The organism is Nocardioides sp. AN3 (genome assembly GCF_054653495.1).
Genome location: NZ_BAAIGC010000002.1, coordinates 281,089 through 305,511, shown reverse-complemented (window position 1 = coordinate 305,511; position 24,423 = coordinate 281,089). Strand labels below are relative to the sequence as shown.

General features: G+C 68.3%; 21 protein-coding genes. 9 read left to right on the top strand and 12 right to left on the bottom strand.

All coding sequences use genetic code 11. The features are described from left to right. Window positions 1-8: 8 nt before the first annotated feature. Both ACYQ1K_RS04065 and ACYQ1K_RS04060 read right to left on the bottom strand, forming a co-directional pair. The gene (locus ACYQ1K_RS04065; RefSeq protein ID WP_459981529.1) at window positions 9-461 is read right to left on the bottom strand and encodes a hypothetical protein; all 453 of its coding nucleotides are present in this window, start codon (window positions 459-461) and stop codon (window positions 9-11) included. Beyond that, complete coding sequence (locus ACYQ1K_RS04060) at window positions 458-877, bottom strand: cupin domain-containing protein (protein WP_459981528.1); 420 nt, start codon at window positions 875-877, stop codon at window positions 458-460. The genes ACYQ1K_RS04065 and ACYQ1K_RS04060 overlap by 4 nt, the downstream gene beginning before the upstream one ends. Window positions 878-991: 114 nt before the next feature. On the opposite strand from ACYQ1K_RS04060, the gene ACYQ1K_RS04055 reads away from it, so the two are divergent. Continuing rightward, window positions 992-2,359, top strand: coding sequence for a plasmid pRiA4b ORF-3 family protein (locus ACYQ1K_RS04055; RefSeq protein WP_459981526.1), 1,368 nt, complete (start codon window positions 992-994; stop codon window positions 2,357-2,359). Window positions 2,360-2,378: 19 nt separating this feature from the next. Here the strand turns inward: ACYQ1K_RS04055 and ACYQ1K_RS04050 are convergent, their stop codons facing one another. The 3 genes from ACYQ1K_RS04050 to ACYQ1K_RS04040 all read right to left on the bottom strand — a co-directional run bounded on the left by ACYQ1K_RS04050 (window position 2,379) and on the right by ACYQ1K_RS04040 (window position 6,605). Continuing rightward, window positions 2,379-2,996 carry a hypothetical protein gene (locus ACYQ1K_RS04050; RefSeq protein WP_459981524.1) on the bottom strand — a complete coding sequence of 206 codons (618 nt, stop codon included), beginning with the start codon at window positions 2,994-2,996 and terminating at the stop codon, window positions 2,379-2,381. Window positions 2,997-3,343: 347 nt separating this feature from the next. Beyond that, window positions 3,344-5,734, bottom strand: a complete 2,391-nt coding sequence (locus ACYQ1K_RS04045; RefSeq protein WP_459981523.1) for an FdhF/YdeP family oxidoreductase — start codon at window positions 5,732-5,734, stop codon at window positions 3,344-3,346. 97 nt (window positions 5,735-5,831) lie between these two features. Next, window positions 5,832-6,605, bottom strand: coding sequence for an IclR family transcriptional regulator (locus ACYQ1K_RS04040; RefSeq protein ID WP_459981522.1), 774 nt, complete (start codon window positions 6,603-6,605; stop codon window positions 5,832-5,834). Window positions 6,606-6,684: 79 nt separating this feature from the next. Here ACYQ1K_RS04040 and ACYQ1K_RS04035 point away from each other — a divergent pair, with 79 nt between their 5' ends. The 7 genes from ACYQ1K_RS04035 to ACYQ1K_RS04005 all read left to right on the top strand — a co-directional run bounded on the left by ACYQ1K_RS04035 (window position 6,685) and on the right by ACYQ1K_RS04005 (window position 13,749). Beyond that, the gene (locus ACYQ1K_RS04035; protein ID WP_459981521.1) at window positions 6,685-7,503 is read left to right on the top strand and encodes a 2-keto-4-pentenoate hydratase; all 819 of its coding nucleotides are present in this window, start codon (window positions 6,685-6,687) and stop codon (window positions 7,501-7,503) included. Then, window positions 7,500-8,507 (top strand): acetaldehyde dehydrogenase (acetylating), encoded by a 1,008-nt coding sequence (locus tag ACYQ1K_RS04030; protein WP_459981520.1) that lies wholly within the window; start codon window positions 7,500-7,502, stop codon window positions 8,505-8,507. The genes ACYQ1K_RS04035 and ACYQ1K_RS04030 overlap by 4 nt, the downstream gene beginning before the upstream one ends. 1 nt (window position 8,508) lies before the next feature. Further along, window positions 8,509-9,534 carry a 4-hydroxy-2-oxovalerate aldolase gene (gene dmpG, locus ACYQ1K_RS04025; protein WP_459981519.1) on the top strand — a complete coding sequence of 342 codons (1,026 nt, stop codon included), beginning with the start codon at window positions 8,509-8,511 and terminating at the stop codon, window positions 9,532-9,534. A 202-nt stretch (window positions 9,535-9,736) separates the two neighbouring features. Beyond that, on the top strand, window positions 9,737-12,067 hold the full coding sequence (gene treS, locus ACYQ1K_RS04020; RefSeq protein WP_459981518.1) for a maltose alpha-D-glucosyltransferase: 2,331 nt from the start codon (window positions 9,737-9,739) through the stop codon (window positions 12,065-12,067). Window positions 12,068-12,109: 42 nt separating this feature from the next. Next, window positions 12,110-12,871 (top strand): pyrimidine reductase family protein, encoded by a 762-nt coding sequence (locus ACYQ1K_RS04015; protein WP_459981517.1) that lies wholly within the window; start codon window positions 12,110-12,112, stop codon window positions 12,869-12,871. Next, on the top strand, window positions 12,861-13,370 hold the full coding sequence (locus ACYQ1K_RS04010) for a flavin reductase family protein (RefSeq protein ID WP_459981516.1): 510 nt from the start codon (window positions 12,861-12,863) through the stop codon (window positions 13,368-13,370). Before ACYQ1K_RS04015 ends, ACYQ1K_RS04010 begins: the two co-directional genes overlap by 11 nt. A gap of 70 nt (window positions 13,371-13,440) precedes the next feature. Continuing rightward, a complete protein-coding gene (locus ACYQ1K_RS04005) occupies window positions 13,441-13,749 on the top strand; it encodes an alpha/beta fold hydrolase (protein WP_459981515.1) in 309 nt (102 codons plus the stop codon). A gap of 56 nt (window positions 13,750-13,805) precedes the next feature. Here ACYQ1K_RS04005 and ACYQ1K_RS04000 read toward each other — a convergent pair whose 3' ends face one another. Together ACYQ1K_RS04000 and ACYQ1K_RS03995 are read right to left on the bottom strand one after the other, a co-directional pair. Continuing rightward, entirely contained in the window at window positions 13,806-14,240 is a 435-nt protein-coding gene (locus ACYQ1K_RS04000) for an ester cyclase (protein ID WP_459981514.1), read from the bottom strand. A 26-nt stretch (window positions 14,241-14,266) separates the two neighbouring features. Beyond that, window positions 14,267-16,123: a flavin-containing monooxygenase gene (locus tag ACYQ1K_RS03995; RefSeq protein WP_459981513.1), complete on the bottom strand. Its 1,857-nt coding sequence runs from the start codon at window positions 16,121-16,123 to the stop codon at window positions 14,267-14,269. A gap of 349 nt (window positions 16,124-16,472) precedes the next feature. On the opposite strand from ACYQ1K_RS03995, the gene ACYQ1K_RS03990 reads away from it, so the two are divergent. Next, a complete protein-coding gene (locus tag ACYQ1K_RS03990; protein ID WP_459981512.1) occupies window positions 16,473-17,297 on the top strand; it encodes a hypothetical protein in 825 nt (274 codons plus the stop codon). A gap of 67 nt (window positions 17,298-17,364) precedes the next feature. Here the strand turns inward: ACYQ1K_RS03990 and ACYQ1K_RS03985 are convergent, their stop codons facing one another. The 5 genes from ACYQ1K_RS03985 to ACYQ1K_RS03965 form a co-directional block, all read right to left on the bottom strand. Further along, window positions 17,365-18,309 carry a helix-turn-helix domain-containing protein gene (locus ACYQ1K_RS03985; RefSeq protein ID WP_459981511.1) on the bottom strand — a complete coding sequence of 315 codons (945 nt, stop codon included), beginning with the start codon at window positions 18,307-18,309 and terminating at the stop codon, window positions 17,365-17,367. 182 nt (window positions 18,310-18,491) lie between these two features. Then, entirely contained in the window at window positions 18,492-19,802 is a 1,311-nt protein-coding gene (locus ACYQ1K_RS03980; RefSeq protein ID WP_459981510.1) for a flavin monoamine oxidase family protein, read from the bottom strand. 54 nt (window positions 19,803-19,856) lie between these two features. Then, entirely contained in the window at window positions 19,857-21,245 is a 1,389-nt protein-coding gene (locus tag ACYQ1K_RS03975; protein WP_459981509.1) for an NAD(P)/FAD-dependent oxidoreductase, read from the bottom strand. A gap of 20 nt (window positions 21,246-21,265) precedes the next feature. Beyond that, window positions 21,266-22,609, bottom strand: a complete 1,344-nt coding sequence (locus ACYQ1K_RS03970) for an aldehyde dehydrogenase family protein (protein WP_459981508.1) — start codon at window positions 22,607-22,609, stop codon at window positions 21,266-21,268. Window positions 22,610-22,812: 203 nt separating this feature from the next. After that, window positions 22,813-24,291: an APC family permease gene (locus ACYQ1K_RS03965; protein WP_459981507.1), complete on the bottom strand. Its 1,479-nt coding sequence runs from the start codon at window positions 24,289-24,291 to the stop codon at window positions 22,813-22,815. Window positions 24,292-24,423: the final 132 nt, after the last annotated feature.

The window sequence follows — 24,423 nt, the reverse complement described above, 5'->3', positions numbered from 1 at the left end:
TCGAGAGACTACGGCGCCTGGCGCAGGAGGCGCACCTGGTCCGCGTGCCGGCGCTGCGTGGCCTCATCCCAGTCTCCGGTGCAGGAGACGATGAGCTCGGTGATGCGACCCTCGCTGACGGCGCAGTGGATCAGCTCCCGGCAGTACCACCGCTGACCCTCCGCCTCCCAGCGCTCCTCGAACTGCAGGAGGAACCCGCGCGTCGTCGCGTCCAGGGCCTCCACCCTCACCTCGCCCGTGAACGGGTGGCTTCCCTCGCGCAGACGGAAGGCAGCCTCCGCGCCCTCGGCCTGCAGCCGCCACTGCGGGAGGCTGAGGTCGGCGAAGATGTCGGCGGCGAACAGGTCGTCGGGTCGCACGCCGGTCTCGAGCCAGGTCACGAACCGGTCGGCGAGGACCGCTCGATCGTCGTCCACGGGGCGCGCCGATTCCGCCGGGCGCCCAGCGTCGACGGCGGTCATGCCCCGGCCCTCGGGCCTGATCCGGCCGCTGGTCCGGCCGCGGAGCCGGCAAGGGCCTCGATGTTGCGACCGATGGTCTCCATCACGGGCCGCAGATCGGCGGTCCGGCTGAACTCGACGACCGACGTGCCGGCCGCGATGAGGGGTCGGTGCCCTGGCGCGGCGACGTAGGCATCGCCCTCCACGTAGGTCTCCTCGTGGTCGGGCCAGCGGAAGGTGATCTGCCCCGACGTGACATAGCCGACGTGGTGGCAGGTGCAGGCGTCGCCGGGCAGGCCGCGGAAGTACGGCGCCACGTCGAGGTCCTGGTGGAAGGTCTCGAACGAGACGGTGTGGTCGTCGAGCTCGGCGTAGCGCCCCTCGACGACATCCATGTCGATCCCGACCGGTGTGGTCGAGCGAGATGCACTGGGCATGAGGTCCTCCTCGGAGTCGGTGCTGCTGGGTGTCTTCACCCCTGAGGCGTGACATCCGGCGTCACATCGTGATCCGGGACGTGACGTGCAGGGCCGCCTGGTTGACTGACGCCCGTGGCTGGCCCTGACAACGTCATCTATCTCGCCGACCGAGTGCGTCCACGTGCGTCGCGTGCAGAGACGCCTGCCGGCGGCTTCCGTGTCCGCCTCCACCTGGAGGGCTCCGTGCCGCAGGTGTGGCGACGGCTCGACCTGCCGGCCGACCTGCCGCTGCCTCGGCTGCACGACGCGATCCAGGCGGCGATGGGCTGGACCAACTCCCATCTGCACCGGTTCAGGACGGGCGCCGACCGCTGGTCCTCCCATCTCCTCACCCGCTTCGACGTCGAGGAGGATGAGGACGGAGTGCTCGAGGACGACGTACGCCTCGACCAGCTGCTGGCCTCGGTGGGTGACGCGCTGTGGTACGAGTACGACTTCGGTGACGACTGGGATCACGTGCTCGAGCTCGAGGAGGTGCTGGCCGAGCGGCCCGCCGAGGTGCGGTGCCTGGCCGGGGAGCTGGCCTGTCCGCCGGAGGACTGCGGCGGGATCGGCGGCCACGAGGAGCTGGCCGCCTGGGTGCGCAGTGGGTACGACGACGCGCTGCTGCCCGACGGCTTCGAGGATGCCGAGCACGCCCACGGCTGGCTGCCTGCCGGTTGGCATCCCGACCGCTTCGACGTCGACGAGGCCAACGCCGAGCTCTCGACGTGGCTCGCAGAGCCGGTCGCGGTGTCCGGCGAGCTCGCCGACCTGTTCGACGACTTCGAGCACCGCGAGATCCGGACGCTGCGCCAGATCCTCGGCAGGCCGGCGTCCCACGGGTCGGCGGAGGTCGCTGACGCCGACGCGGCCCGCCTCACCGCGGCGTACCGGATCCTGCTCGAGGTCGTCGGCGATGGCCTGCAGCTCACCGCTGCGGGATATCTCCCACCGAAGGTGGTCGAGGTGCTCGCGGAGCGGACCGACATCGCCTCGTGGTGGATCGGCAAGGCCAACCGCGAGGACCAGACCTGGCCGGTGGCCGAGCTGCGTTCATCAGCGCGTGCGCTCGGCCTCGTGACAGTGCGCAAGGGGCGGCTGGCCCCGACGGCGGCGGGCGTCCGCTGTCGCCACGATCCCCCCGCACTGTGGCGGCACATCGTCGGTCGACTGCCCGTGGGGACGAAGGAGTTCGACCGCCACGCCGGCTGGATGACCCTTGCGGTCGTCGGCAGTGGGGCTCCGCCCGAAAACTGGCGGAGCGAGATCGCCGACCTGCTGTCCCTCTTGGGCTGGCGCAGCGGCGACCGCTACTCCGCCCCGTCTGCGAACAATCCGACCCTGGAGCTTCTCGAGCTGCTGGCGGTCGTCACCAGTCGGGGCCGGCGGCCGAAGGTTGATCCCGCGGTCGTGGCGAGCGTCGCCGCGACCGCCCGCGCGGCGATTCGGCGCTCCTGATCGACGAGTCGTGCTGCCCTCAGGCCGCTCGGTCGGGAACGGGAAGGCCCCGGCTCCTCGCGTCGAGGACCAGCCAGGACCGCTCGAGGTCGCTGCGCAAGCGAGGGTCGTCCGCGGTGGCCGACAGCAGGAGCGCCGCCTCGACGGATCGCGCCGACCCCGCGGCCGGCGTCGCGTCCGAGAGCACCCGGACCCGGCCCTCGGCAAGGAGCTTGCGCAGCTCGGCGACGACGTCCTGCGGGCGGGAGACCGCCGCCTTCGTAGTGAGGCCCTCGAAGGCGTACCCCGTCAGCGGCTGCACGCCCTTCTCGACATCGGCCCCGGGCACCGCAACCGCGAGCCCCCAGCGTGACGAGCCGGCAGAGTCGAGCGGTCCCGCCACGACGACGAGGTCGAGCGGCACGATCGTCAGCGGGCCGTAGTAACGCTGCGAGATCGGGCTGTAGGAGCGCAGATAGATGTGGCGACCTGTCAGGAAGACACCGTCGATCGTCTGTCCCCCGATGCGCTCGAAGTGCCCGTAGCGGACGAGGCCCTCCTGCTCTGCTGACCCGACGTCGCTTCCCAGCGCCTCGCACCACGCCGCCATCTCGTCCGCTCGAGGCTTCGCGGCGGACTTCCCTTTCAACCAGCTCACTCCTCTGACCTCCTCGCCTGCAGATCCCCCACGCAGTGCGGCTCAGTCGGCCGCTCTCTGACGGTGGCAGGAGCTGAGACGGGCCCCACGCCCGTGCGGGAGAAATCCCCGGAAAGGGGGATGGCGTTGAGCGTCAGACGGTGGGCGGCACGTCTGGTCGACGAACTGGTCTCAATCGGCGGATTTCCTCGCGGAGAATCGGACGATTGAGACCACTTCCGTCAACGGCGTCAGCGCTCCCCGCGAGGCGAGGCCCGGCGGTCAGCGGCCCCGCGCCGCAGCAGCCGGCGCAGCCGGCGCAGCCGACGCGGCCGACGCGGGCGACGCGGCCGACGCGGGCGGCCGCGCTATCCGAGCTGGACCGGCTCGGGAGCGTGCTTGCCTCGGTCATCGGCCGGCGTGGCGCGGGTGATGGTGCCGGCGTCGCTAGTGGGGCGGGCACCGGGGTCGGCGGCGGGCACGATCGCGATGACGAGGGACTTGTACGCCGGCTGATTGCTGCCCTCCGCGGTGTGCGCGAGCGGCACCAGGGGGTTGGCCTCGGGGTAGTACGCCGCCGCGCAGCCGCGTGGCTGGTCATAGGAGACAACCCGGAAGCTCGGCACGCTGCGGGTCGAGCCGTCCTCCCACTCGCTGATCAGGTCCACCAGCTGCCCATCCGCCAGTCCGAGCGCGACGATGTCGTCGGGGTTGACGAACACCACCCGCCGTCCACCCTTGATGCCGCGGTAGCGGTCGTTGAGGTCATAGATGGTGGTGTTGAACTGGTCATGGGACCGGAATGTCTGCAACAGCAACCGTCCGTCCGGCACCTTCATCACCGACAACGGGGTGGTCGTGAAGATCGCCTTCCCCGCCGCGGTGGGGAAGGTGCGGCTGTCCCGGGGCGGGTGCGGCAGCACGAACCCACCCGGCTGGTCCACCAACTCCACGAACCCCTCGGCACCGGGCACCACCCGGGCGATCCGCTGGCGGATCGTCGTGTAGTCGGCCCGGAACTCCGCCCACGGCAACGCTCCGGTTGCATCCGTGCGGCCGGCGAGGGTCGCCTCGGCCATCGAGCAGACGATGTCGACCTCGGACTTCAGGAGCGGCGAGGCCGGCTTCAGCGGACCACGGGAGGCGTGCACCGCGCTCATCGAGTCCTCCACCGTGACCCGCTGCTCGCGCCCACCGGTCCGGTCCCGCTCGCTGCGGCCCAACGCCGGCAGGATCAGCGCCTCGCGGCCGTGCGCCAGGTGGGACCGGTTCAGCTTCGTCGACACATGCACCGTCAACGCCGCCTGCGACATCGCCTCCTCGACGACCAGGGTGTCCGGCATCGCCGAGACGAAGTTGCCGCCCATCCCGAAGAACACCTTCGCGCGGCCCTCGAGCAGGGCGGTGGTGGCGTGCACGGCGTCGTACCCGTGCTCCCGCGGCGGGTCGAACCCGAACTCCGCCTCGATCGCGTCCAGGAAGTGTCCCGGCGGGCGCTCCCAGATCCCCATCGTCCGGTCCCCCTGGACGTTGGAATGGCCGCGCACCGGACACAGGCCGGCACCGGGCTTGCCGATGTTGCCCTGCGCGAACGCCAGGTTGGCGATCTCCTTGACCGTGGCCACCCCGGCGCGGTGCTGGGTGATCCCCATCGCCCAGCAGAACACCGTCGCCGAGGAGTCCCGGAACAGCTCCGCGGCCTGCGTGATCTGCTCCCGGGTCAGCCCGGTCGCCTCGGCCACCATCGCCCAGTCCAGGTCCCGCACTCCCGCGGCCCAGTCCTCGAAGCCGGCCGTGTGCTCGGCGATGAACGCGACGTCGAGCGCCCCCCAGGTCACCAGCAGATGCCCGATCGCCTGGAACAGGGCCAGATCCCCACCCAACCGCACCGGCAGATGCAGGTCCGCCAACGCGGTCCCGTGGCCGACCACCCCCGTGGCCTTCTGCGGGTTCTTGAACCGCACCAGACCGGCCTCACGCAGTGGGTTGATCGCCAGGATCTTCGCGCCGCGGGACTTGGCCTCCTCCAACGCCGAGAGCATCCGGGGATGGTTCGTGCCCGGGTTCTGCCCGGCCACCACGATCAGCTCAGCGGCATGGAGGTCCTCCAACGACACCGACCCCTTGCCGATGCCGATCACCTCCGCCAAGCCGACCGAGGTCGACTCGTGGCACATGTTCGAGCAGTCGGGCAGGTTGTTGGTGCCGAACGCGCGGACGAAGAGCTGGAAGGCGAACGCCGCCTCGTTCGACACCTTCCCCGAGGTGTAGAAGATCGCCTCATCGGGACTCGCCAGCGCGTTCAGGTGCCGCCCGATCAGCGCGAACGCCTCCGACCAGTCGATCGGCTCGTAGTGAGTGCCGCCGTCACGCAGCACCATCGGATGCGTGATCCGGCCCTGCTGCCCCAGCCAGTAGTCGGATCGCTCCCCCAACGCCGCCACCGAGTGCTCGGCGAAGAACGACGGCTCCACCCGGCGCACCGTGGCCTCCTCGGCGACCGCCTTCGCCCCGTTCTCACAGAACTCCGCACTGTGCCGATGCCCCGCGTCCGGGTCCGGCCAGGCACAGCCCTGACAGTCGAACCCGTCGACCTGGTTGAGCTTGGTCAACGTCCGCGCCGACCGCACCGCACCCATCTCGTCGAAGGCCCGTTTCATCGCCACCGCGACCGCCTTCACCCCGGCCGCATGATCCTGCGCCGAGGACACCACCACCTTGGACTCGTCGATGTCGCGGCGTGGGGCACTACGGGGCATGGGAGCTCGCTATCGAAGAAGGCGGAAGTGTCACGGTCTGCGCCTGGAACCCTAGCGGTCATGACGTCCTCCGACGCTCCATGCCGCCTCCAGAGGGTCAGGACGCGCGTCGCGCCAGCACGCTGCCCAGTCCCTGGGCGGCGGCCCGGACGGCGGCGGTGTGGGCCTCCGGGCGGAACCGGCCGACGGGGCCGGTCACGCTGATCGCCGCGAGCGCGGTCCGGCCGTCGCGGTCGAGCACCGGTGCGGCGACGCACAGCAGGCCCGTGGTGGACTCCTCGCGCTCGAACGCGATGCCGTTCTCGCGCACGGCCGTGAGCTGACGGCGCAGAAGGCCGGGGGCGACGATCGTGTGCGGCGTACGTCGCTCCAGCGGCCCCGACAGCACCTGACGACGCAGATCGGGGTCCGCGTGCGCGAGCAGGACCTTCCCGATCGCGGTGCAGTGCAGCGGCATCCGCCCACCCACGCGGGAGGGTGTCTTGGCCTGTCGGTGGCCGCCGATCTTCGCGACATACACCACGGCCTGGCCGTCGGTGACACCCAGATGGACGGTCTCGTGCGTGCGTTCGTAGAGGTCCTGCAGGAAGGGCATGGCGAGCTCCAGCAGCGTCCGCTCGGCGGAGGCGCGCATGCCCAGCTCGAAGAGGCCGCCGCTCAGCCGATAGCCGCCGGGCACCTTGTCGAGGAGCTGGTGGCCGACCAGGTCGGCCGCGACCCGGTGGGCCGACCCCTTCGGCAACCCGGTTCGCCGGACGATGTCGGCGAGGGAGAGGACCTGGTCCTCGGGTCTGAAGGACCGCAGGATCGCCATGGCCTTGCCCAGGACGGTGTCCAGGTCCGCAGCGGGAGGGGCGATCGAGTCGGCCACAGGAAGACCCTACCCGCGACGTTTCGGTGAGTGGAACGTTCGGGTGTCTTTCCCGTCAGCTGACGGGGACGCTTCTCCCATGACAGAGACCTCCACCACGGTCGGCTCACCGGCCATCGCCGAGGCCGCCCTGCGGCTGCGTGAGGCGGCGAAGAGCGGCCACGCGGTCGCACCGGTGCGCGACCTGATCGGCCGCGACGACGTCGAGGCGGCGTACGCCGTCCAGCGGATCAACGTCGACGCTCGCCTCGCCGACGGGGCCATCGTCGTCGGCCGCAAGATCGGGTTGACGTCGGAGGCTGTGCAGCAGCAGATCGGTGTGGACCAGCCCGACTTCGGGGTGCTGCTGGACGACATGGCCTTCGGCGACGGCGACGCGGTCCCGTTCGGCGCTGTGCTGCAGCCGCGCGCCGAGGCCGAGGTGGCCTTCGTCCTGGGTGAGGACCTCGCCGAGGGCGAGCTCGACGACGAGCAGGTGCGCGGTGCGATCGACTACGCGGTCGCGGCGATCGAGGTGTGCGGCAGCCGGGTCGCTGACTGGGACATCAGCTTCGGCGACACCGTGGCCGACAACGCCTCGTCGGGCGTCTACGTGCTCGGTGGCGAGCGGAAGACCCTCGACGACTTCACGCCCGCTGAGGTCACGATGTCGATGACCATCGACGGGGTCGAGGTCTCGGTCGGCAACGGCGCCGCCTGCCTGGGCGACCCGCTCAACGCGGTGGCCTGGCTCGCCCGCAAGGCGCGCGAGTTCGGCGACCCGCTCCGCGCCGGCCAGGTGATCCTCTCCGGCGCACTGGGTCCGATGCGCCCCATCACGCCGGGCGCCGACGTGACCGTCTCCATCTCCGGGCTGGGCACCGTCTCAGCCACCTTCCCCTCCGAGGAGAACGCATGAGCACGCCCTCAACCACTTCGACCGGCAGGACCAAGGTCGCCATCATCGGGTCCGGGAACATCGGCACCGATCTGATGATCAAGGTGATGCGCACCAGCCAGCACCTCGAGATGGGCGCGATGGTCGGCATCGACCCCGCCTCCGACGGGCTCGCACGGGCGGCCCGGTTCGGGTTCGCCACCACCGCCGACGGAGTCGACGGCCTCATCGCACTTCCCGGCTTCGACGACATCGAGATCGTCTTCGACGCCACCTCCGCCAAGGCCCACGAGGCCAACGCCGCCCGGCTCGGCCCCCTCGGCAAGCGGCTCATCGACCTGACCCCCGCCGCGATCGGCCCTTATGTGATCCCGGCGGTCAACCTCGAGGACCATCTCGACGCACCGAACGTGAACATGGTGACCTGCGGTGGACAGGCGACCATTCCGATCGTCGCCGCGATCAGCCGTGTCGTGCCCGTGCCCTATGCCGAGATCGTCGCCTCCATCGCCTCGAAGAGCGCCGGCCCCGGGACCCGGGCCAACATCGACGAGTTCACCGAGACCACCTCCGCCGCCATCGAGCAGGTCGGCGGTGCCCAGCGCGGCAAGGCCATCATCATCCTCAACCCCGCCGAGCCGCCGCTGATCATGCGCGACACCGTCTTCGCGCTCGTCACGCTGCCGACCGCCGGGCCGGACGCGGACGCGGCCATGGACGAGATCCGGCAGAGCGTCGAGAAGATGGTCGGCGACGTCGCGGCCTACGTGCCCGGCTACCGGCTCAAGCAGCAGGTCCAGATCACCGAGATCCCCACCGATCAGCCCGTCGAGACCCTCATCGAGGCCGGCACCGAGCGCCCGACGCACCAGGTGTCGGTGTTCCTCGAGGTCGAGGGCGCCGCGCACTACCTCCCGGCCTACGCCGGCAACCTCGACATCATGACCTCGGCCGCGCTCCAGATGGCCGAGCACATCGCGCTCCGCGCGAGCGACCAGCAGAGCGCTGCCTCGAAGGAGAACTGACGTGAGCACCCCGATCTTCGTCCAGGACGTCACCCTGCGTGACGGCATGCACGCCGTCCGCCACCGCATCACCCCCGCCGACGTCAAGCGCATCGTGACCGCCCTCGACGAGGCCGGTGTCGACGCCATCGAGGTCGCCCACGGCGACGGCCTGGCCGGCGGCTCGGTCAACTACGGGCCCGGGTCCAACAGTGACTGGGAGTGGATCGAGGCCGCCGCCTCGGTCCTCACGAACGCCCGCCTGACGACGCTGCTGCTGCCCGGTGTCGGCACGGTGCACGACCTGAAGACGGCGTACTCCCTGGGGGTCCGCTCGGTCCGGGTCGCCACCCACTGCACCGAGGCCGACGTCTCCGCCCAGCACATCGCGATGGCCCGCGAGATCGGCATGGACGTCTCGGGCTTCCTGATGCTCTCCCACATGGCGCCCGCCACCGAACTCGCCCAGCAGGCCAAGCTGATGGAGTCCTACGGCGCCCACTGCGTCTACATCACCGACTCCGGCGGCCGGCTGACGATGAACGGTGTCGCCGAACGAGCCCGTGCCTACCGCGACGTCCTCGACCCGGCCACCGAGATCGGCATCCACGCCCACGAGAACCTCTCCCTCTCCGTCGCCAACAGCGTGGTCGCGGTCGAGAACGGCATCTACCGCGTCGACGCCTCCCTCGCCGGGCACGGCGCCGGCGCCGGCAACTGCCCCATCGAGGCGTTCATCGCCGTGGCCGACCTGGTCGACTTCAAGCACGGCTGCGACCTCTTCAAGCTCCAGGACGCCGCCGACGACATCGTCCGACCCCTCCAGGACCGCCCTGTCCGGGTCGACCGGGAGACCCTCACCCTCGGGTACGCCGGCGTCTACTCCTCCTTCCTCCGCCACGCCGAGAATGCCTCCGCACGCTACGGCGTCGACGTCCGCGACCTCCTCATGGAGTGCGGTCGCCGCCGGCTCGTCGGCGGCCAGGAGGACATGATCATCGACATCGCCCTCAATCTCGTCGCCGAGCGCGAGGCACAGTCAGCCTGATCGAACAGAGCAACGCAGCACGCCTCGGCCACCCTCGGGTGGCCGAGGCGTGCTGCGTCTTCGACCGAAGTCTCATCAGCGCTGCCGCCGATTGCGGGCGTCGAGGCTGGGAACCGTGACGGCAATTCATGTGGCACTGACGCCTGGCAGCCACCTCGAGCCGGGTGGCGACCCACCGAGCGGACCATGGAGGATAGACAGCGTGACAGCGCACGAGCGTCAGAGCCGCCAGCCGGACACGACGGGCGAGGGCACGGCCACGGCCGCGCAGCAGGAACCGGCGTGGCCGACCGAGGGCGACGTCGATCTCTCGGGCGCAGCGCCCGAGAGCGAAGAGCCGGCCGTCGAGCATCAGCCGTCCGAGATCACCTACTCGGAGTCGTTCTACCCGGCCAGGCCGCGGTCACTGCGCCCACGCGCGCGCCTGCGTCAGGGCACGCCGAGCGTGGAGGAGCGCACCGGCGAGCCCGTGGGCACCAACCCGTTCTACGTCGCCTGGCTCGAGCGGTCCTCGATGCTGTACGACGCGTCGGTGCTGGCGGGCCAGCTGTCCGGCAAGGGCAGCATGTGGCAGAACCCCTATGCCCGCCCGAACGCCGAGCTCGCCGTCAAGACCGCTCCGGTCTGGTTCACCGCCTACCCGCAGTCCTTCATCACCAAGCCGGGCCAGTCCTTCCTCGGCACGATCGGCGACCCGGATCTGTGGTCGCACTTCGAGAGCATCGGCATCAACGCCGTCCACACCGGCCCCGTCAAGCGGGCCGGCGGCATCACCGGCTGGGGTCCGACGCCGTCGGTGGACGGTCACTTCGACCGCATCAGCACGGAGATCGACGCCATCTTCGGCAACGAGGACGACTTTCGTCGCATGTGCGAGGTGGCCGCCGACCACGGGGGCGTCATCATCGACGACATCGTGCCCGGTCACACGGGCAAGGGCCCCGACTTCCGGCTCGCCGAGATGGGCTACCGCGACTACCCCGGCATCTACCACATGGTGGAGATCGAGGAGGAGGACTGGCACCTCCTGCCCGACGTACCGCCCGGTCGCGACTCGGCGAACCTCGCCCCGGAGGCGGAGGAGATCCTGGCGAAGTCCGGCTACATCATCGGCCAGCTCCAGCGAGTGATCTTCCACGACCCCGGAGTGAAGGACACGAACTGGAGCGCTACTGCACCCGTCGTCGGGCCGGACGGGAAGGCCCGGCGATGGGTCTACCTCCACTACTTCAAGGAGGGCCAGCCCTCGATCAACTGGCTCGATCCCTCCTTCGCCGGCATGCGCCTCGTCATCGGCGATGCTCTGCACTCGCTCGGCGACCTCGGCTCCGGCGCGCTGCGGCTCGACGCGAACGGCTTCCTCGGGGTGGAGAAGAGCGCTGAGGGTCTGCCGGCGTGGTCGGAAGGGCATCCCCTCTCCGAGGCCGCGAACCACCTGATCGCGAGCATGGTCCGCAAGGTCGGCGGGTTCACGTTCCAGGAGCTGAACCTGACCATCGACGACATCAAGGAGACCTCGGTCGACGGCGCCGACCTCTCCTACGACTTCATCAATCGTCCGGCGTACCAGCACGCGCTTGCCGTCCAGGACACCGAGTTCCTGCGCCTCACCCTCAACGCCTCGCTGGAGTTCGGCATCTCACCGGTCTCGCTCGTGCATGCGCTCCAGAACCACGACGAGCTCACCTACGAGCTCGTCCACTTCGCCACCCGGCACAAGGACGACGAGTACCTCTTCCGCGGCGAGACCCTGCGCGGCGGTGACCTCGCCGAGCTGATCCGCGCCGAGATGATCGCTGAGCTCACCGGTGACGCCGGGCCCTACAACGCCATCTTCACCACCAACGGCATCGCCTCGACGACGGCCAGCATCATCGCCGCGTCGTTGGGCATCACCGATCTGGACGACATCGACCGTGACGCGCGCGACGCCATCAAGGAGGCCCACCTGCTGCTGGCGAAGTTCAACGCTTGGCAGCCAGGCGTCTTTGCGCTCTCCGGGTGGGACCTGTGCGGCATGCTCCCCCTCGAGCGCTCCCGCGTGAGCCACCTCATCGCGGACGGCGACACACGGTGGATCCACCGATCGGCCTACGACCTGATGGGCTATGGAAACGGGCCGGCCTTCGCGGGCATGCCCGAGGGCCGCAGCCTGTACGGCACCCTGCCCGAGCAGCTGCAGGACCCGTCCTCGTTCGCCTCCCGGCTGCGCGAGGTGATCCGAGTCCGCAACGACTACGGCCTCGCGACCGCAACTCAGGTCGACGTGCCCGCGGTCTCCCACAAGGCGATGCTCGTGCTCGTCCACGAGCTCGTGGAGCATCCCGGACACCAGATCACCGTGCTCAACTTCGGGACCGAGGAGATCTCCGGCACCGTCCACTCCGAGGTCCTCGAACCCGGCTGCGAGATCATCGACATGAAGACCGGCGAGAAGGTCGGCGACGTCGACAACCTGAACAGCTTCAGCATCGGCCTGCAGCCCCACGCCGGCATCGCCCTGCTCGCCCGGCAGGTGCCGGAGCGGGAGTGACCTCCGGTGAGAGCTGACTCTTGCGCCTCCTAGGGTGGACGAGTGTACGAACTACAGCGTGGCACCGAAGTCGCCGATGCCCTTGCGCCGTACCTGGATGTCGACCGGTCCCGACCGGTGCACGAGTGCTGGGTCACCGGCCACATGGTTGCCGGTCTGGACGGCACTGCGGCTGTGGGCGGTCGAGTCGGCTCGTTGTCCACCAGCCCGGATCAGGCGCTGTTCCGCAGGATGCGGCAGATCGCGGACATCGTTCTCGTGGGTGCTGAGACGGTTCGCCGTGAGGGCTACCGTCCTGTCCGGCTCGACGAGGAGGCTCGCGAGTGGCGCCGAGAGCGGGGCATGACGCCGACGCCGCCGGTCGCGGTGGTCAGCCGCTCGCTGGAATTGGACTGGACAGCACCGCTGTTCACTCATGCGCCCGCGGACGCGCCCACGCATGTGATCACATGCAAGGCGGCGCCCTCGTCGCGCCTTGCTCGTGCCGAGGAACGGGCACGGATCGTCGTGGCCGGTGAGGATCGCGTCGAACCGGGCGCCGCCATGCGCGCGCTGTCCGAGCTCGGCCACCGGGTGGTGCTGTGCGAGGGGGGACCGACCTGGCTGGGCGAGCTCGTCGCGGCAGATCGCCTCGACGAGCTGTGCCTGTCCATCTCGCCGCTCATGGGCGGCGATCCGCTGCCCGTCTCGGTGAGCCCACCGGGATCTCAACTGGCCGAGTTCGATCTCAAGGGCAGCATGGTGGAGGAGGACACCTTGTTTCTGCGCTACGAGCGAAGGGTACGGAGCCGACGTGAGCGATGACGCCTTCGGCACGCTGATGGCCTCGGCCGACCCACCGCTCGTCGTGATCACGACCGCGGTCGGGGACGAACGCGGAGGATGCCTGGTCGGCTTCCATGCCCAGTCGAGCATCACTCCCCAGCACTACAGCGTGTGGTTGTCCAAGGCCAATCACACCTACCGTCTGGGCCTTCGCGCGGGCGCCTTTGCGGTGCACTTCCTGACCGTCGATGACCTCCCGATCGCGGAGCACTTCGGCACGTTGTCGGGAGAGGACACCGACAAGTTCGCAGGATTCGACGTCGAGATCGACCCGGACGGTGTTCCGCTGCTCACGGCCTGCGCGAACCGAATGTCGCTGCAACGCATCGCCGTGCTCGATGACGGCAGCGATCATGTCTGCCTGACGACCCGGGTGCGGTCGGCGCACAGCGGGCAGCGCTTCGTGCCCCTCCGAGTCTCCGCCGCCACCCACCTCGTTCCAGGGCACAGCAGCGAAGAGCGCGCGATACAGCCGTAAGGCGCCCCGCCCCGACGACAATCGGGACACGATCCCGGCGCAGGTCAGTGCTCCCCTGCGACTACCAGCCGTGTCCGGCGGGGAGCTGTGGCGGCGGGTTGGGGATGAAGGCCGCGCACCGGAGACAGCGGACCGACCCGAACAAGTTCACGCCTTCCGCGAGGACTACCGCGCGGGCGCGACGACTGATCCCGTGCTCGTGATCTGGGGCGAGAAGTTCCTCGGGGCCGCACCAGAGCTTCCCGACTCCATCTGGCGGCGCACGTTCGCCCCGCACGCAGAGGGCGTCGAGGTGCCAGGCGGTCACTTCAACGCCGAGGAAGCTCCAGGCGAGACCTTGGCTGCGCTGGAGAACTTCCTCGGCGTCCATGCCAGATAGACCGTGCAAGGCCGTGTCCCACGAGCGACGGGCTACCGAGCAGGCTCCGGCTCGGACTACGTGATCTGCGTCAGGATGAAGCCGGTGTCGTAGCCCAGCGTCTCCTGACACATCTTCGAGTTGTCCTCGTTGAGCTCGATGACGCAGATCGCCGGATACGACACACGTCGCCCGGTCGGTGCCACTCCGAGGAGCTCTCCCGTGTGGTCACCGGAGATGCTGAGCACCATGGTGGTGGCGTTCTCGGAGTCGAAGATCTTGTCGACGTCGATTCTCATGTTGGACAGCGGCCCGAAGTAGCCCCTGCAGTAGGCGCGCATCTCCTCTCGGCCCTTGACGGTCTCGCTGGTCGAGAGGTCGACCATCCGGACATCCTCCACGAAGAGGTCGACGATCTGACCGACGAGATCGTCCAGTCCCGCCTCGGTGGTGACGTCCGCGGTGTTGATCAGCTCGATCTCCCGGAGCAGGGGTGCGCTCGGCTTGTTCACGTCTTCTACCTCCGAACGTGGCCGAGTCAGCGACCGGACCAGTAGGCCGCGAGTGCAGGCACCGGCTCTGTCGGCGTACGACTCGGGTGTCCCTCGGCCTTGAAGCCATCGGGAACGATGCCAAGGAGCTCAGCCTTGATCAGGAGCGCCATGAGCGGCGAGTGCCAGCGCGCCATCGGGATGCTGCCCTCAAGGATCCAGAAGCCTTCCTGCGCAGTGGGCTTCAGGATGTTGCGCAGCTCGCCGTCGGTGCCGATGCCCCAAACGGGTCCGATCTTCTCCGCGAGGGCGGCGCCGAAGTACTTCTCGATGCCGGCGCTGATCTCCTTGAAGGCCGTCGCGAGGATGACCACGTCGTAGGATTCTCGAGTGCCGTCGGTCCGGACGATGCCGTTGGCGTCGAACGTCTCGAAGTCGTCGATGTTCATCACCGAGATGTCACCGGCGACGATGGCGTTCGAGGCGCCCACGTTGAGGTAGTACCCGCGCTTGTGCCGGCTCAGATAGCTGTAGTAGAAGCCGGTCTCGTCCTCACCTGGCCATACCCGCATCCCGGCCGCGGCCAAGCCCTCGTGGAGTTCCTTGTCCTGGTCGTTCGCGAACTGTTGGTATTCCTGGAATGCTGCGCGAAGCTGATGGAACACCATCCCCGAGAGGAAGCGGAAGTCGACCAGGTCGGTCGGGACGCTGCGGTCGTTGTAGTCGCCGTACAGCACGTTCGCCGTCGGCAGGTCGACGACGATGATCGGGCTGCGCTGCATCATCGTCGCGTTTCCGCCGTTGTGCACGATGTCGTGGGCGAAGTCGTGGGCCGAGGTCCCGGTCCCGACAATGAACACCTTCTTTCCAGCGAACGCGGACCCGTCCTGGTATTGACCGGAGTGGATGATCTCGCCCTTGAAGTCGTTGAGACCCGGAAGGTCGGGCACGTTGGGGATGTCGGCACCACCGGTCGCCATCAGCACGTGCTTGGGTCGCATGGTCCGCGTGGTGCCGTCCTCACGTCGCACGTCCACGATCCACTCGTGTGCGGTCTCATCGTAGGAGCCACCGAGGAACTCGGTGCCGGCCCAGAAGTTCAGATCAAACGTCGAGACATACGTCTCGAACCAGGCCGCGAACTTGTCCTTCGGGATGTACTCCTCCATGCACTCGGGGAACGGCATCATGCTGAAGTGCAGGATGTTGTGGGGCTGGTGGAGGTACAGCTGCTCGTAGCGGGTGCGCCAACCGTCGCCCACGCGAGGGAGCTTGTCGACGATCAGGGCCTCGACCCCGAGACGGGCCAGGTGAGCACCGGTCATCACGCCGAACTGACCGCCGCCCACGATCAGAACTTCCGGGTCGCGATCCGCGAACGCGTGTCGGTCGGCCTCCACGTCGCGCCAGCGGCTGTGTGGATGCTTGGTCTCCCAGCGTCCGGTCGGCGGCCACTCGGACGGCGCGTCGTTGAGGGACTTCAGTCGCGTCAGGAGCGTTCGCGCTTGGAGCGCGTCGCCCTCGCTCCCGTTCGTGACAAGGTAGACGATCCCGTCACCGGCTCCCGCCTCGACCTCGAACTCGAAGAAGACCTCAGTCACGGCAGGAGCGCCGTCGATGGCCTCGGACGTAGCCGGGGCGGGCCACGCCGAGCTGATCTTGAAGTGGCGAGCCGCGACGTCCCCACCCGTGGCGAGCAGAAGGTCGACGACCGAGGCTCGGTCATGGGCTTGGCGCAGGTTCCAGGTGAACGCGAGCAGGTCGCGCCAGCCGGCATCTGGGAGGAAGAGCGCGCCGAGGGCGTCGGCCTCCTTGTTGCCGAGCGCACGCTCGAACGCATCGAGCCAGCCTTGAGCTTGGGCTCCGGACTGCTCCACCTGCGGGAGATTCGACTGAGTAGTCATCTTTCACCTCTCGGCGACGCCGGCCGACGACGGCCGGGCGCCGCGTTGTATTCCTCGCCTGCGCGAGCTCGGGCGGTCAGGAACCCTGATGAGTGGGCCGAGTCCGAATGCTCAGGCATCTGTCGTGGCATCGAACGTAGGCGTCCCACAGCCCCCTGGCTTGACGGCCCGCGACAGCTGGCTACGCCATCCGGGCCACAGAGCTGGCGGCCCGTCTCCAAAAACCTGGCACTCACCGACAAGGTGCGCGGGTAGCTGCGGCCTAGCGTCGACCATGCCGACCTGACAAAACGGCCCATCGGTGACAGCCCGGGCGGCGGAGACGCGCGGCCCACGACAAGGAGCGTCCATGCACACCGCAACACAGTTCGAGCTCCGCGACTTCTGCATCGAGGTTGCGGGCGCACCGGCGCAGAACGACGACCTCTTCCCCGGCTGGCACAAGGCTGACCGCTTCGGGATCGTCGTCACCGAGGCGCTGGGGGGCCTGGGAGCCAGCCTCCTCATCCAGTTGGCAGTCACCAACTTCTACGAGACCGATCCCGCTCGCCGGTCGCTGGAGAATGGCGAGTATCCGGACGTCTACCTGTTCCACTTCAACGGCCGACACGGCGACTTCAGCAGCTTCGACTTCTGGCCGCCCCGCAAGGAGGTGGTCGTGAGCTCTCGCGAGCCGATCGCTCTACTGGAGGCCTTGAACTCACACGGAGTGACACGCCTCGCCCTTCCGGACGGCCCCGGCGGGGACATCGAGAGGCTGCGGAGGGGGCCGAGCACATGGGCCGAGGAGCGCAGCGCCAGCGGGCGCCTCGCGACTTGTCTCGCCTATCATTCCGACGGCCAGACAGAGCGGGCGGACGTCGTCATCTCCACTGCCCACCCGAGCGGCGGGGCCAACACGAGCTCCACCCTGAACCTGGTGCGGGTCGTCCAGGAGATGCTGCGGCTGCCGCAGTCCGATTTCGTCGCGGCTCTGCCTGGCCCGTCGATCCCTGACGACATCCATCGGTGGGGTGAGGTGGTGGACCTGCGCGCGCGGGAGGTCCCGCAGACGCGGCGGGACGAGATCTGGGCAGGGCGATCCGCCAGCGTGGCCGAACGGGGTGGCGTATGCACCGAGAGCTACCGCCGCCTGACCGTCGCGGAGTCACTGCGGCGCATCGCAGGACTGTGAGTCGCGGGCCGGACAAGCTCAACGACCGAGGCCCTCGGAGTGCGCGTCTCAGCCATCGGCGCGGCCCTCAACCGCTCGAATGCGTCTCCCGGTATCGCTTCGGAGCAGAGCCGTACTTGGCCGTGAACATCCGACTGAACACCTGCAGGCTGGAGAACCCGAACTGGCTGACGAGGTAGCTGATCGACTGACCGCGGTGAGCCGGCGACAACATCATCTGACGACAGGCCTCGAGCCGCCGGTCCCGGATCACGGCCGCCGCGGAGCTTCCGAACCTTGCGAACAGACGGTGCACCGTCCGAGTGGAGACGAAGAACGCCGCGGCGATCGAGTCGGCTGAGAGCTCAGGATCCTCGAGGTTGCGGTCGACATAGCGGACCATCTCGTCGTACTGCCGTCGAGACCGCTCGTCCGCGACACCTGGTCGACTGAGCTCGAGCACCGCTGTGACGATGAGATCCGCGATGTTGCTCTGCAGCCGGATGGCACCGGCCTTCGACAGAGCCTCATCCATCTCGTAGAGGTCGATCAGCATCGGCGCCAACACACGGCCGATGGGGGAATCCCTCCCGATCGTGCGAGCGGTGAGGTCGAGCGATTCTCCTTCGCTCAGGCCGAAGTGATGCCGCGGCCACGCGAAGTCGATCACCCGGGCCGTCTTCGTGAGGATCGACGAGTAGGGACGGGTGCTGTCGACGAGTGTGAACTCACCGGGATTGGCGACCGCGGTCCTGCCGTCCTGGACCGTCAGAAGGCTCCCCTCGACGACCAGACCGACGAACATGTCGTCCGTCGGGTGGCTGGCCACCATGGGAGCCGTGCGATGCATGGCCTGCTGCGTCAGCTGCAGCTCTACCGCTCGAAGCTGGTCGAAGTCACGGCGGGTGAGGCGTCCCCACAACTCCGTCTCGGTCTCGACGCGCAGTCCGCCGTAGATGTCCCAGATCGCGTTGGCCCAGCTGGACATGTCGGTGGTCTCGATGAGTGGACTCGGCCCCGTCTTCAGATCCATGTCAGGTCTCCTCAGGTGCCCGCGGCTGGACACACACCTCTCAGGGGAGGTATCCGCGTCGAGCGTACTACCGAGACGATGGCGCTGGGTATGGTCCGCGGCGGGGATCGCGTCTGCCCAGACGTCGGCGAACTGCGACCCGTTGGCCGCGGGCATGACCGTCGAGCTCATTCCCTCCGTTCCTAGGCCTCGTCCTGCCGGAGCTGGACAGAGACCTTGTCGACGGCCTGCTTGGCGCTGTTGAGTGCGCCTTCCATCCAGGTTCGCCAGACGGAGTCGTCGACGTCAGTGCCCGCGAACACGATGCGGCCCTCGTGTCGATTCATCGCCGTGAGGAACGGAAGGGCGGCACCCCCGGCATCGACCCGCCACGTTCCGTCGAAGAGCGGGTCGTCGTTCCAGTCATGAGCCTCCACGGCGAGGACCTCGGCTTCCGGGAAGTAGGCACGAACGGCCTTCTCGACCTGCCCTCGGTCCGCCGGGACCATCCGCTCGACCTCTTCCGCTCCAAAGCCGATGAGCACGTAGGTGCTGTCGTCGACCTTCGCGCTCATGAAGAGCGCCTGAAGGGTGTCCGAGCCGATGGCGAGCGGGCCGCGCGGCAGGTTGCGAGCCAGGATGATGCACTTATAGGCACGGCTGAGATGGTTGTCAGCCAGTACGGCCGTCTTGTCGGGGCTGAGACCCGGTGCGAACTCGATGTGCCGCAGAACGTTGGTCGGGACCGCCACCACGCAGGTCCGGGCGTCGATGCTGACTCCACCCTCGGTGCGCACGGTGACGCCGTCGGCCGACTGCTCGACTCGAATCGCTCGGTGGCCGAACCGCACCTCCAGCCGGTCGCGCTCGACCATGTCGCGCAGGAGGGCCTCCGGACCACGGACGAAGCGCTCGGTCAGGGCGCCGAAGAACCCGAAGGCGCTGTGCCCGAAGGCCGCGGCCTGGCCGATGAGTCCGAGCATGGAGCCCTCTCCAGGCGCGGCTCCGGTATACATGGAGAGCATCGACCGGACGAACTCCTGCGTGTCCACGGGAAGGTTCAGCGGGGCGAAGAAGTCGTCGATGGAGACGTCCAGGTCGCCCAACGCCTGGGCGGTGATGGGCCGCGACGGGACGATTCGGCGGGACGCGTGGGTGACGTGGGTCATGGCGCGCTCCAAGTCGCCGAGCTGCTCGCCCGGCACGGGCATCGACCGGTTGCGTCCACCGATGCGGAACACCGGGGTCTCGGCCGGCCCGTCCTCCTTGGTCGCCGCGCCGTACCTCGCGATCTCCGCTCGCATCAGGGGCTGGATGTCTCGGTTGATCCAGGCGCCGCCGAGGTCGGCGTGCACCCCCTCGAGGCCCGGGAAGGGCTTGCCGATCGTGCGTCCGCCGACATGGTCGCTCGCCTCCAGGACGACGACGGAACGGCCCTGGTCCTTCAGGTCGCGAGCCGCCGCGAGCCCGCCCCAACCAGCTCCCATGACGATGGTGTCGAACACTTCGGTCATCAGAAGTACCTCGTTTCTGTTTCGTAGTGACGGCTGAGGCGACGAGGGCGAGCCCTAGCGCCCCGCGACGCGGTCAGCGACTCGTGCGGCCCAGGAGGTGCTGCTCGACTGCGAGCGAAGCTCGAGGTGATCGGCAACTCGGTAGGCCCGGTACAAGGCGGTGGCACCGAGCCACCGAAGCGGCTCCGGCTCCCACCTGCGGGGCATGGAACGCACCCACGGCAAGGCGGTGAGCTCGCTGTCCTTGCCCACGATCAGATCGGCGACCGCTCCGCCTGCCACATAGGCGGCCGCCAGACCCTGGCCGGCGTACCCGCCGACGTGGGTGATGTCAGCCATCGGGTCCTGCTCGATGTACGGCGACCAGTCACGGCTGACGCCGAGAACGCCGCACCACGCGTGCGCAGTTTGGAGGAGGAGCCCCGGGAACAGGCCCTTCAGGACCTGTTCCAACGCCCGAACGTCGCGGATATCGTCCACACGACCGCGGTCGTCGACCTTCGAGCCGAAGCGGTACGGCTTGCCGCGGCCGCCGATCGCGATGCGACCGTCGACTGTCCGCTGGGCGTAGAAGTAGGTGTGTGCCGTGCCGCTCATGCATTCGGCCCCGTCCCAGCCGATGGCTGCCCACTGGCGCTGGTCGAGGGGGCGTGTGACGATCATCGAGCTGTTCATCGGCAGCAGGCGGCGACGCTGGCCGGTCTCCCAGAAGGAGTAGGCCTCGGTGGCGACGACGACCTGACGCCTGGCCCGCACGGTGTGCTCGCCGACCCGCACGCTTCCCCGACCAGCCTCCTCGACCCGTGACCTCTCGAGGATCGTCACGCCGCTGGCCGTCACGAGCTCGGCCAGCGCATTGACCATCAGCACGGGATCGACTCGATAGCAGCTCGGGGAGTAAAGCGCCCCGAGCACGCCCGCGATCGTCACCCGCTCCGCGACCTGCTCGGTGCCCAGCAGGTGTAGTGCGTCGGGACCTACCCCCCAGGAGCGGCTCTTCTTCAGGTAGTCCTCGATGCGAGCCATCTGGCTGGGAGTCCTGGCCACCTGCATCCAGCCTCCCCGCGCGGCGCCGATCTCGGCGGCGCCCAGCAGCTCCACGATCTCGTGGATCGAGCGTTCAAGCACGCGGTCCGCCGCCTGCACCCCTGCCCGACCGGCAGGCGACGTGGCCAGCACGTTCCTGAGACCGACCGTCTTGCCCGATAGCCAGCCGCCGTTGCGCCCGGAGGCACCGAATCCGACCTCCTCGGCCTCGAGGACCACCACCTCCAGGCTGGGGTCTCTGTCCTTCAAAGCCCACGCTGTCCACAAGCCGGTCAACCCGCCGCCGACGATGGCGACGTCGACCTCCATGTCGCCCGCGATCCTCGGCGCCGGCGAGGTGGCGACCTCCGACCTGGACTTCCAGAACGAGATCTGCCCGTTCTCCATCATGCCCATGCTTCTCTCTCCTGCACAGGTCAACGCGCTCGGATGAGCTTTTTGTTCATGAACTCCTCGATCCCGAACCGACCGAGCTCGCGTCCGAATCCAGACTGCTTGATGCCGCCGAACGGCAGCTCGACAGCGTCGGCGCCGACGAGGTTCACGAAGACCATGCCGGCTTCGATCTGGTCGGCGACTCGCTCCAACTGTGCCGGATCCGCGCCGAAGACGTAGGAGCCCAGGCCGAAGGGGGTGGCATTCGCGAGGCTGATGGCTGCCTCCTCATCCGGCACCGAGAACACAAGGGCCACCGGCCCGAAGAACTCTTCCTTGCTGCTCGACGCATCAGGGTCCAGACCGGTGAGGACGGTGCACGCGAAGCTCGCTCCCTCGCGCTTGCCGCCGTGGACGATCGTGGCGCCGTCCGCGACCGCACGGTCGACCTGTGCGGCGAGATGGTTCGCCGCCGACACTGAGGAGAGCGGCGCGATCCCGGTCCCCTCGGCGCCGATCTTCCGCAAGAGCCCGGCCAGGAAGTCCTCGTACACCTCCTCGACGACGATGAACCGCTTCGCCGCATTGCAGGCCTGGCCGGCGTTGCTGAAGCGTGCCGCATAGGCCGCGTCCACGGTTGCCGAGAGGTTCGACGCGTCGAGGACGAGGAAGGGGTCCGACCCTCCCAGCTCGAGCACCACCTTCTTCAAGTGTCGACCCGCGACCTCGGCGACCGCAGCCCCCGCAGCCTCTGATCCGGTCAGCGAGACGCCCTGCACCCGATGGTCTGCGATGACGGTGGCGATCTGGTCGCTGGTAGCGAGGAGGTTGGTGTAGGCCCCGACGGGGAAGCCTGCGTCGGCAAAGATCTCCTGGAGCACCTCGGCGGTCCACGGGCACTGCGCGGCGTGCTTGAGCAGGATCGTGTTGCCGACGGCAAGGTTCGGGGCCGCGAAGCGCGCGACCTGGTAGTAGGGGTAGTTCCAGGGCATGATGCCGAGGACGACTCCTACGGACGATCGCCGGATGACTGCGCTGCCGGAGCCGGCGAGCAGCTCGATGGGCTCATCCTCGAGGAAGGTCTTCGCGTTGTCGGCGTAGTAGTCGTAGATCGCGGCCGAGAAGTCGATCTCGCCGACCGCCTCCCCGACGGACTTGCCCATCTCGCGCTGGACCCACGTGGCGAGCTCATCTCGGCGCTCGCGGTGCAGCCTGGCGACGTTCCGCAGAAGCTCGGCCCGCTCTGCCACGGCGGTCGAGCGCGACCACTGGCGGTGGGCCCGGTCGGCGCCCTCGACCGCGTTCGCGACGTGCTGGTCGCTCGCCGTCTCGTACTCACGGATGGTCTCGCCCGTTGCCGGGTCGGTGACCGCGTACTTGCTCACGCTGCTCCTCATCCTTCCAGCGCCGAGTCGCGGGAGCGAAGCTTCGGCGGACTGTCTGCTGGCCTCGAAACTAGGCGTCTTTTCGTCGGGCCGGTTGTCGGGTGACGCCATGTGTGTTCACTCTCGATGCCATGCATGTCCTCATACGTCGAACGGTCGCCCGCCCGTCGGGGCGAGCGACCGTCCATGGGTCGAGCTGCGGCTTAGGCCTCCTGTCGACCTATGCGTGCGTAGGTGTCGGGACGGGATCTCCGGAGGATCGCGGCCGCCATGATTCCGGCGGCGAACATGCCCCAGATGACGATGAACATGATGACGGCGGCGGAGCCGGTGGCGCCTGTCAGGAGATCGAAGTGCTTGGTGCCGATCCAAAGCGCAAGGGCCATGACGGCAGCCGCGATCGCGCTACCGATGGCTTGGGGCGTGCCGCTGGTGCCGTGCTCTCTGTCTGCACGCGTACGGACGACGTAGGCGACGATCGCGAGGGCGACAAGAAGAAACAGAATGATGGCCGTGTAGGCATACGTGCCGGCCAACTTGCCATAAAGCAGCGTCGGGTCCGAGTTGGAGATGATCAGCAGCACGATCCCCACCCCGCTCAGAATGCTGATGCCGATGGAGGCGCGCGCGGGCGAGCGGTGCTTGTGGTGGACCTCGCTGAGGACACGCGGCAGGATCCCGTCAGCACTCAGGTTGAAGGCATAGCGGGCCGAGATGTTGTGCGCCGCGACGATGAGCGCGAACGATCCAGTCACGGTGAGCACCGTGACGAGGTCGAAGGCGACGTGACCGGCATACTTCTCCACGCTCGAGGTCGCGGCCCCCGTGGGGTCGGCACCTACAGCCGCCATGATCGCCTCGCCGCCATAGGAGTTGATGAACATCCAGCTCGTGAACGCGTACATGAGTCCTACACATGCGATGACGAGGTAGGTGGCGCGACGGATCGTCTTGACCGGGTTCCGCACTTCGTCACGGAAGATGACGGTTGCCTCGAACCCGCCGTAGTAGCCGACGCCGAACAGAATGGCGATGCCGATCGAGCCGGACCAGACATTGCTCGGGTCAAAGGAGTTCAGCCTGAAGGCGTCCAGACCCTGATGCGCGATCACGGACAGGTCGTACCAGGCGATGATCGTGATCTCGAGTGCCAGGAAGCCGGTGAGCACCTTCGCCGAGACATCGATGTTGAAGTACCCGATCACACTCGCGATCGCCAAGATCACAGTGGTGAAGACCCACCAGTTGATGTCGGGTCCACCCAAGACGTCATGGACGAGCGAGCTCATCCCGAGGCCTGCAAGCGCATACCCACCCAGCATCGCGGCGTAGTAGCACGTCAGAGCCGCGAACCCCGCGCCCAGGCCGACTTCCTTGCCGAGCCCCGCCGTGACGAAGGAGTAGAAGCCACCTGGGCTGTCCATCCGCCGCGCAAGGAACAGAATGCCCGAGGCCAGCAGGCTGACGATTACACCGCATGCCAAGAGTGCGACGGGCGTGCCAACGCCATTCCCGAGCAGGATGACGACGGGCATGTAGCCGACGAAGCCCACGATCGGGGCGTTGTACGCCATCACGGTGAAGGCCAGTTGGAGGACGCCCATATGCCCGCTCAACTGGTCGACATTGTCCTGGCGAGCAGCGGGCTGCCTGGCCGCCCCTTCGAGGTCCACAGAGTTCATGAGTGCTCTTCCTCCGGTTCACGACACGATGCTTCACGCTAGAACTCGTGCGCGTCCGTTGATTGTCCCTCAGCGACACGCTGCGACGCCTCGCGTGCCAGAAGGCGCTGACGTCGCTTCCATGAACCGTCT

Excerpts from the sequence above, each read along its gene's own strand:
- ACYQ1K_RS04065 (WP_459981529.1), bottom strand. The coding sequence starts at position 461 with ATGACCGCCGTCGACGCTGGGCGCCCGGCGGAATCGGCGCGCCCCGTG.
- ACYQ1K_RS03990 (WP_459981512.1), top strand. The coding sequence starts at position 16,473 with ATGCACACCGCAACACAGTTCGAGCTCCGCGACTTCTGCATCGAGGTT.
- ACYQ1K_RS03980 (WP_459981510.1), bottom strand. The coding sequence starts at position 19,802 with ATGACCGAAGTGTTCGACACCATCGTCATGGGAGCTGGTTGGGGCGGG.
- ACYQ1K_RS03975 (WP_459981509.1), bottom strand. The coding sequence starts at position 21,245 with ATGGGCATGATGGAGAACGGGCAGATCTCGTTCTGGAAGTCCAGGTCG.
- ACYQ1K_RS04045 (WP_459981523.1), bottom strand. The coding sequence starts at position 5,734 with ATGCCCCGTAGTGCCCCACGCCGCGACATCGACGAGTCCAAGGTGGTG.
- ACYQ1K_RS03965 (WP_459981507.1), bottom strand. The coding sequence starts at position 24,291 with ATGAACTCTGTGGACCTCGAAGGGGCGGCCAGGCAGCCCGCTGCTCGC.
- ACYQ1K_RS04030 (WP_459981520.1), top strand. The coding sequence starts at position 7,500 with ATGAGCACGCCCTCAACCACTTCGACCGGCAGGACCAAGGTCGCCATC.
- ACYQ1K_RS04060 (WP_459981528.1), bottom strand. The coding sequence starts at position 877 with ATGCCCAGTGCATCTCGCTCGACCACACCGGTCGGGATCGACATGGAT.
- ACYQ1K_RS03985 (WP_459981511.1), bottom strand. The coding sequence starts at position 18,309 with ATGGATCTGAAGACGGGGCCGAGTCCACTCATCGAGACCACCGACATG.
- ACYQ1K_RS03995 (WP_459981513.1), bottom strand. The coding sequence starts at position 16,123 with ATGACTACTCAGTCGAATCTCCCGCAGGTGGAGCAGTCCGGAGCCCAA.
- ACYQ1K_RS04035 (WP_459981521.1), top strand. The coding sequence starts at position 6,685 with ATGACAGAGACCTCCACCACGGTCGGCTCACCGGCCATCGCCGAGGCC.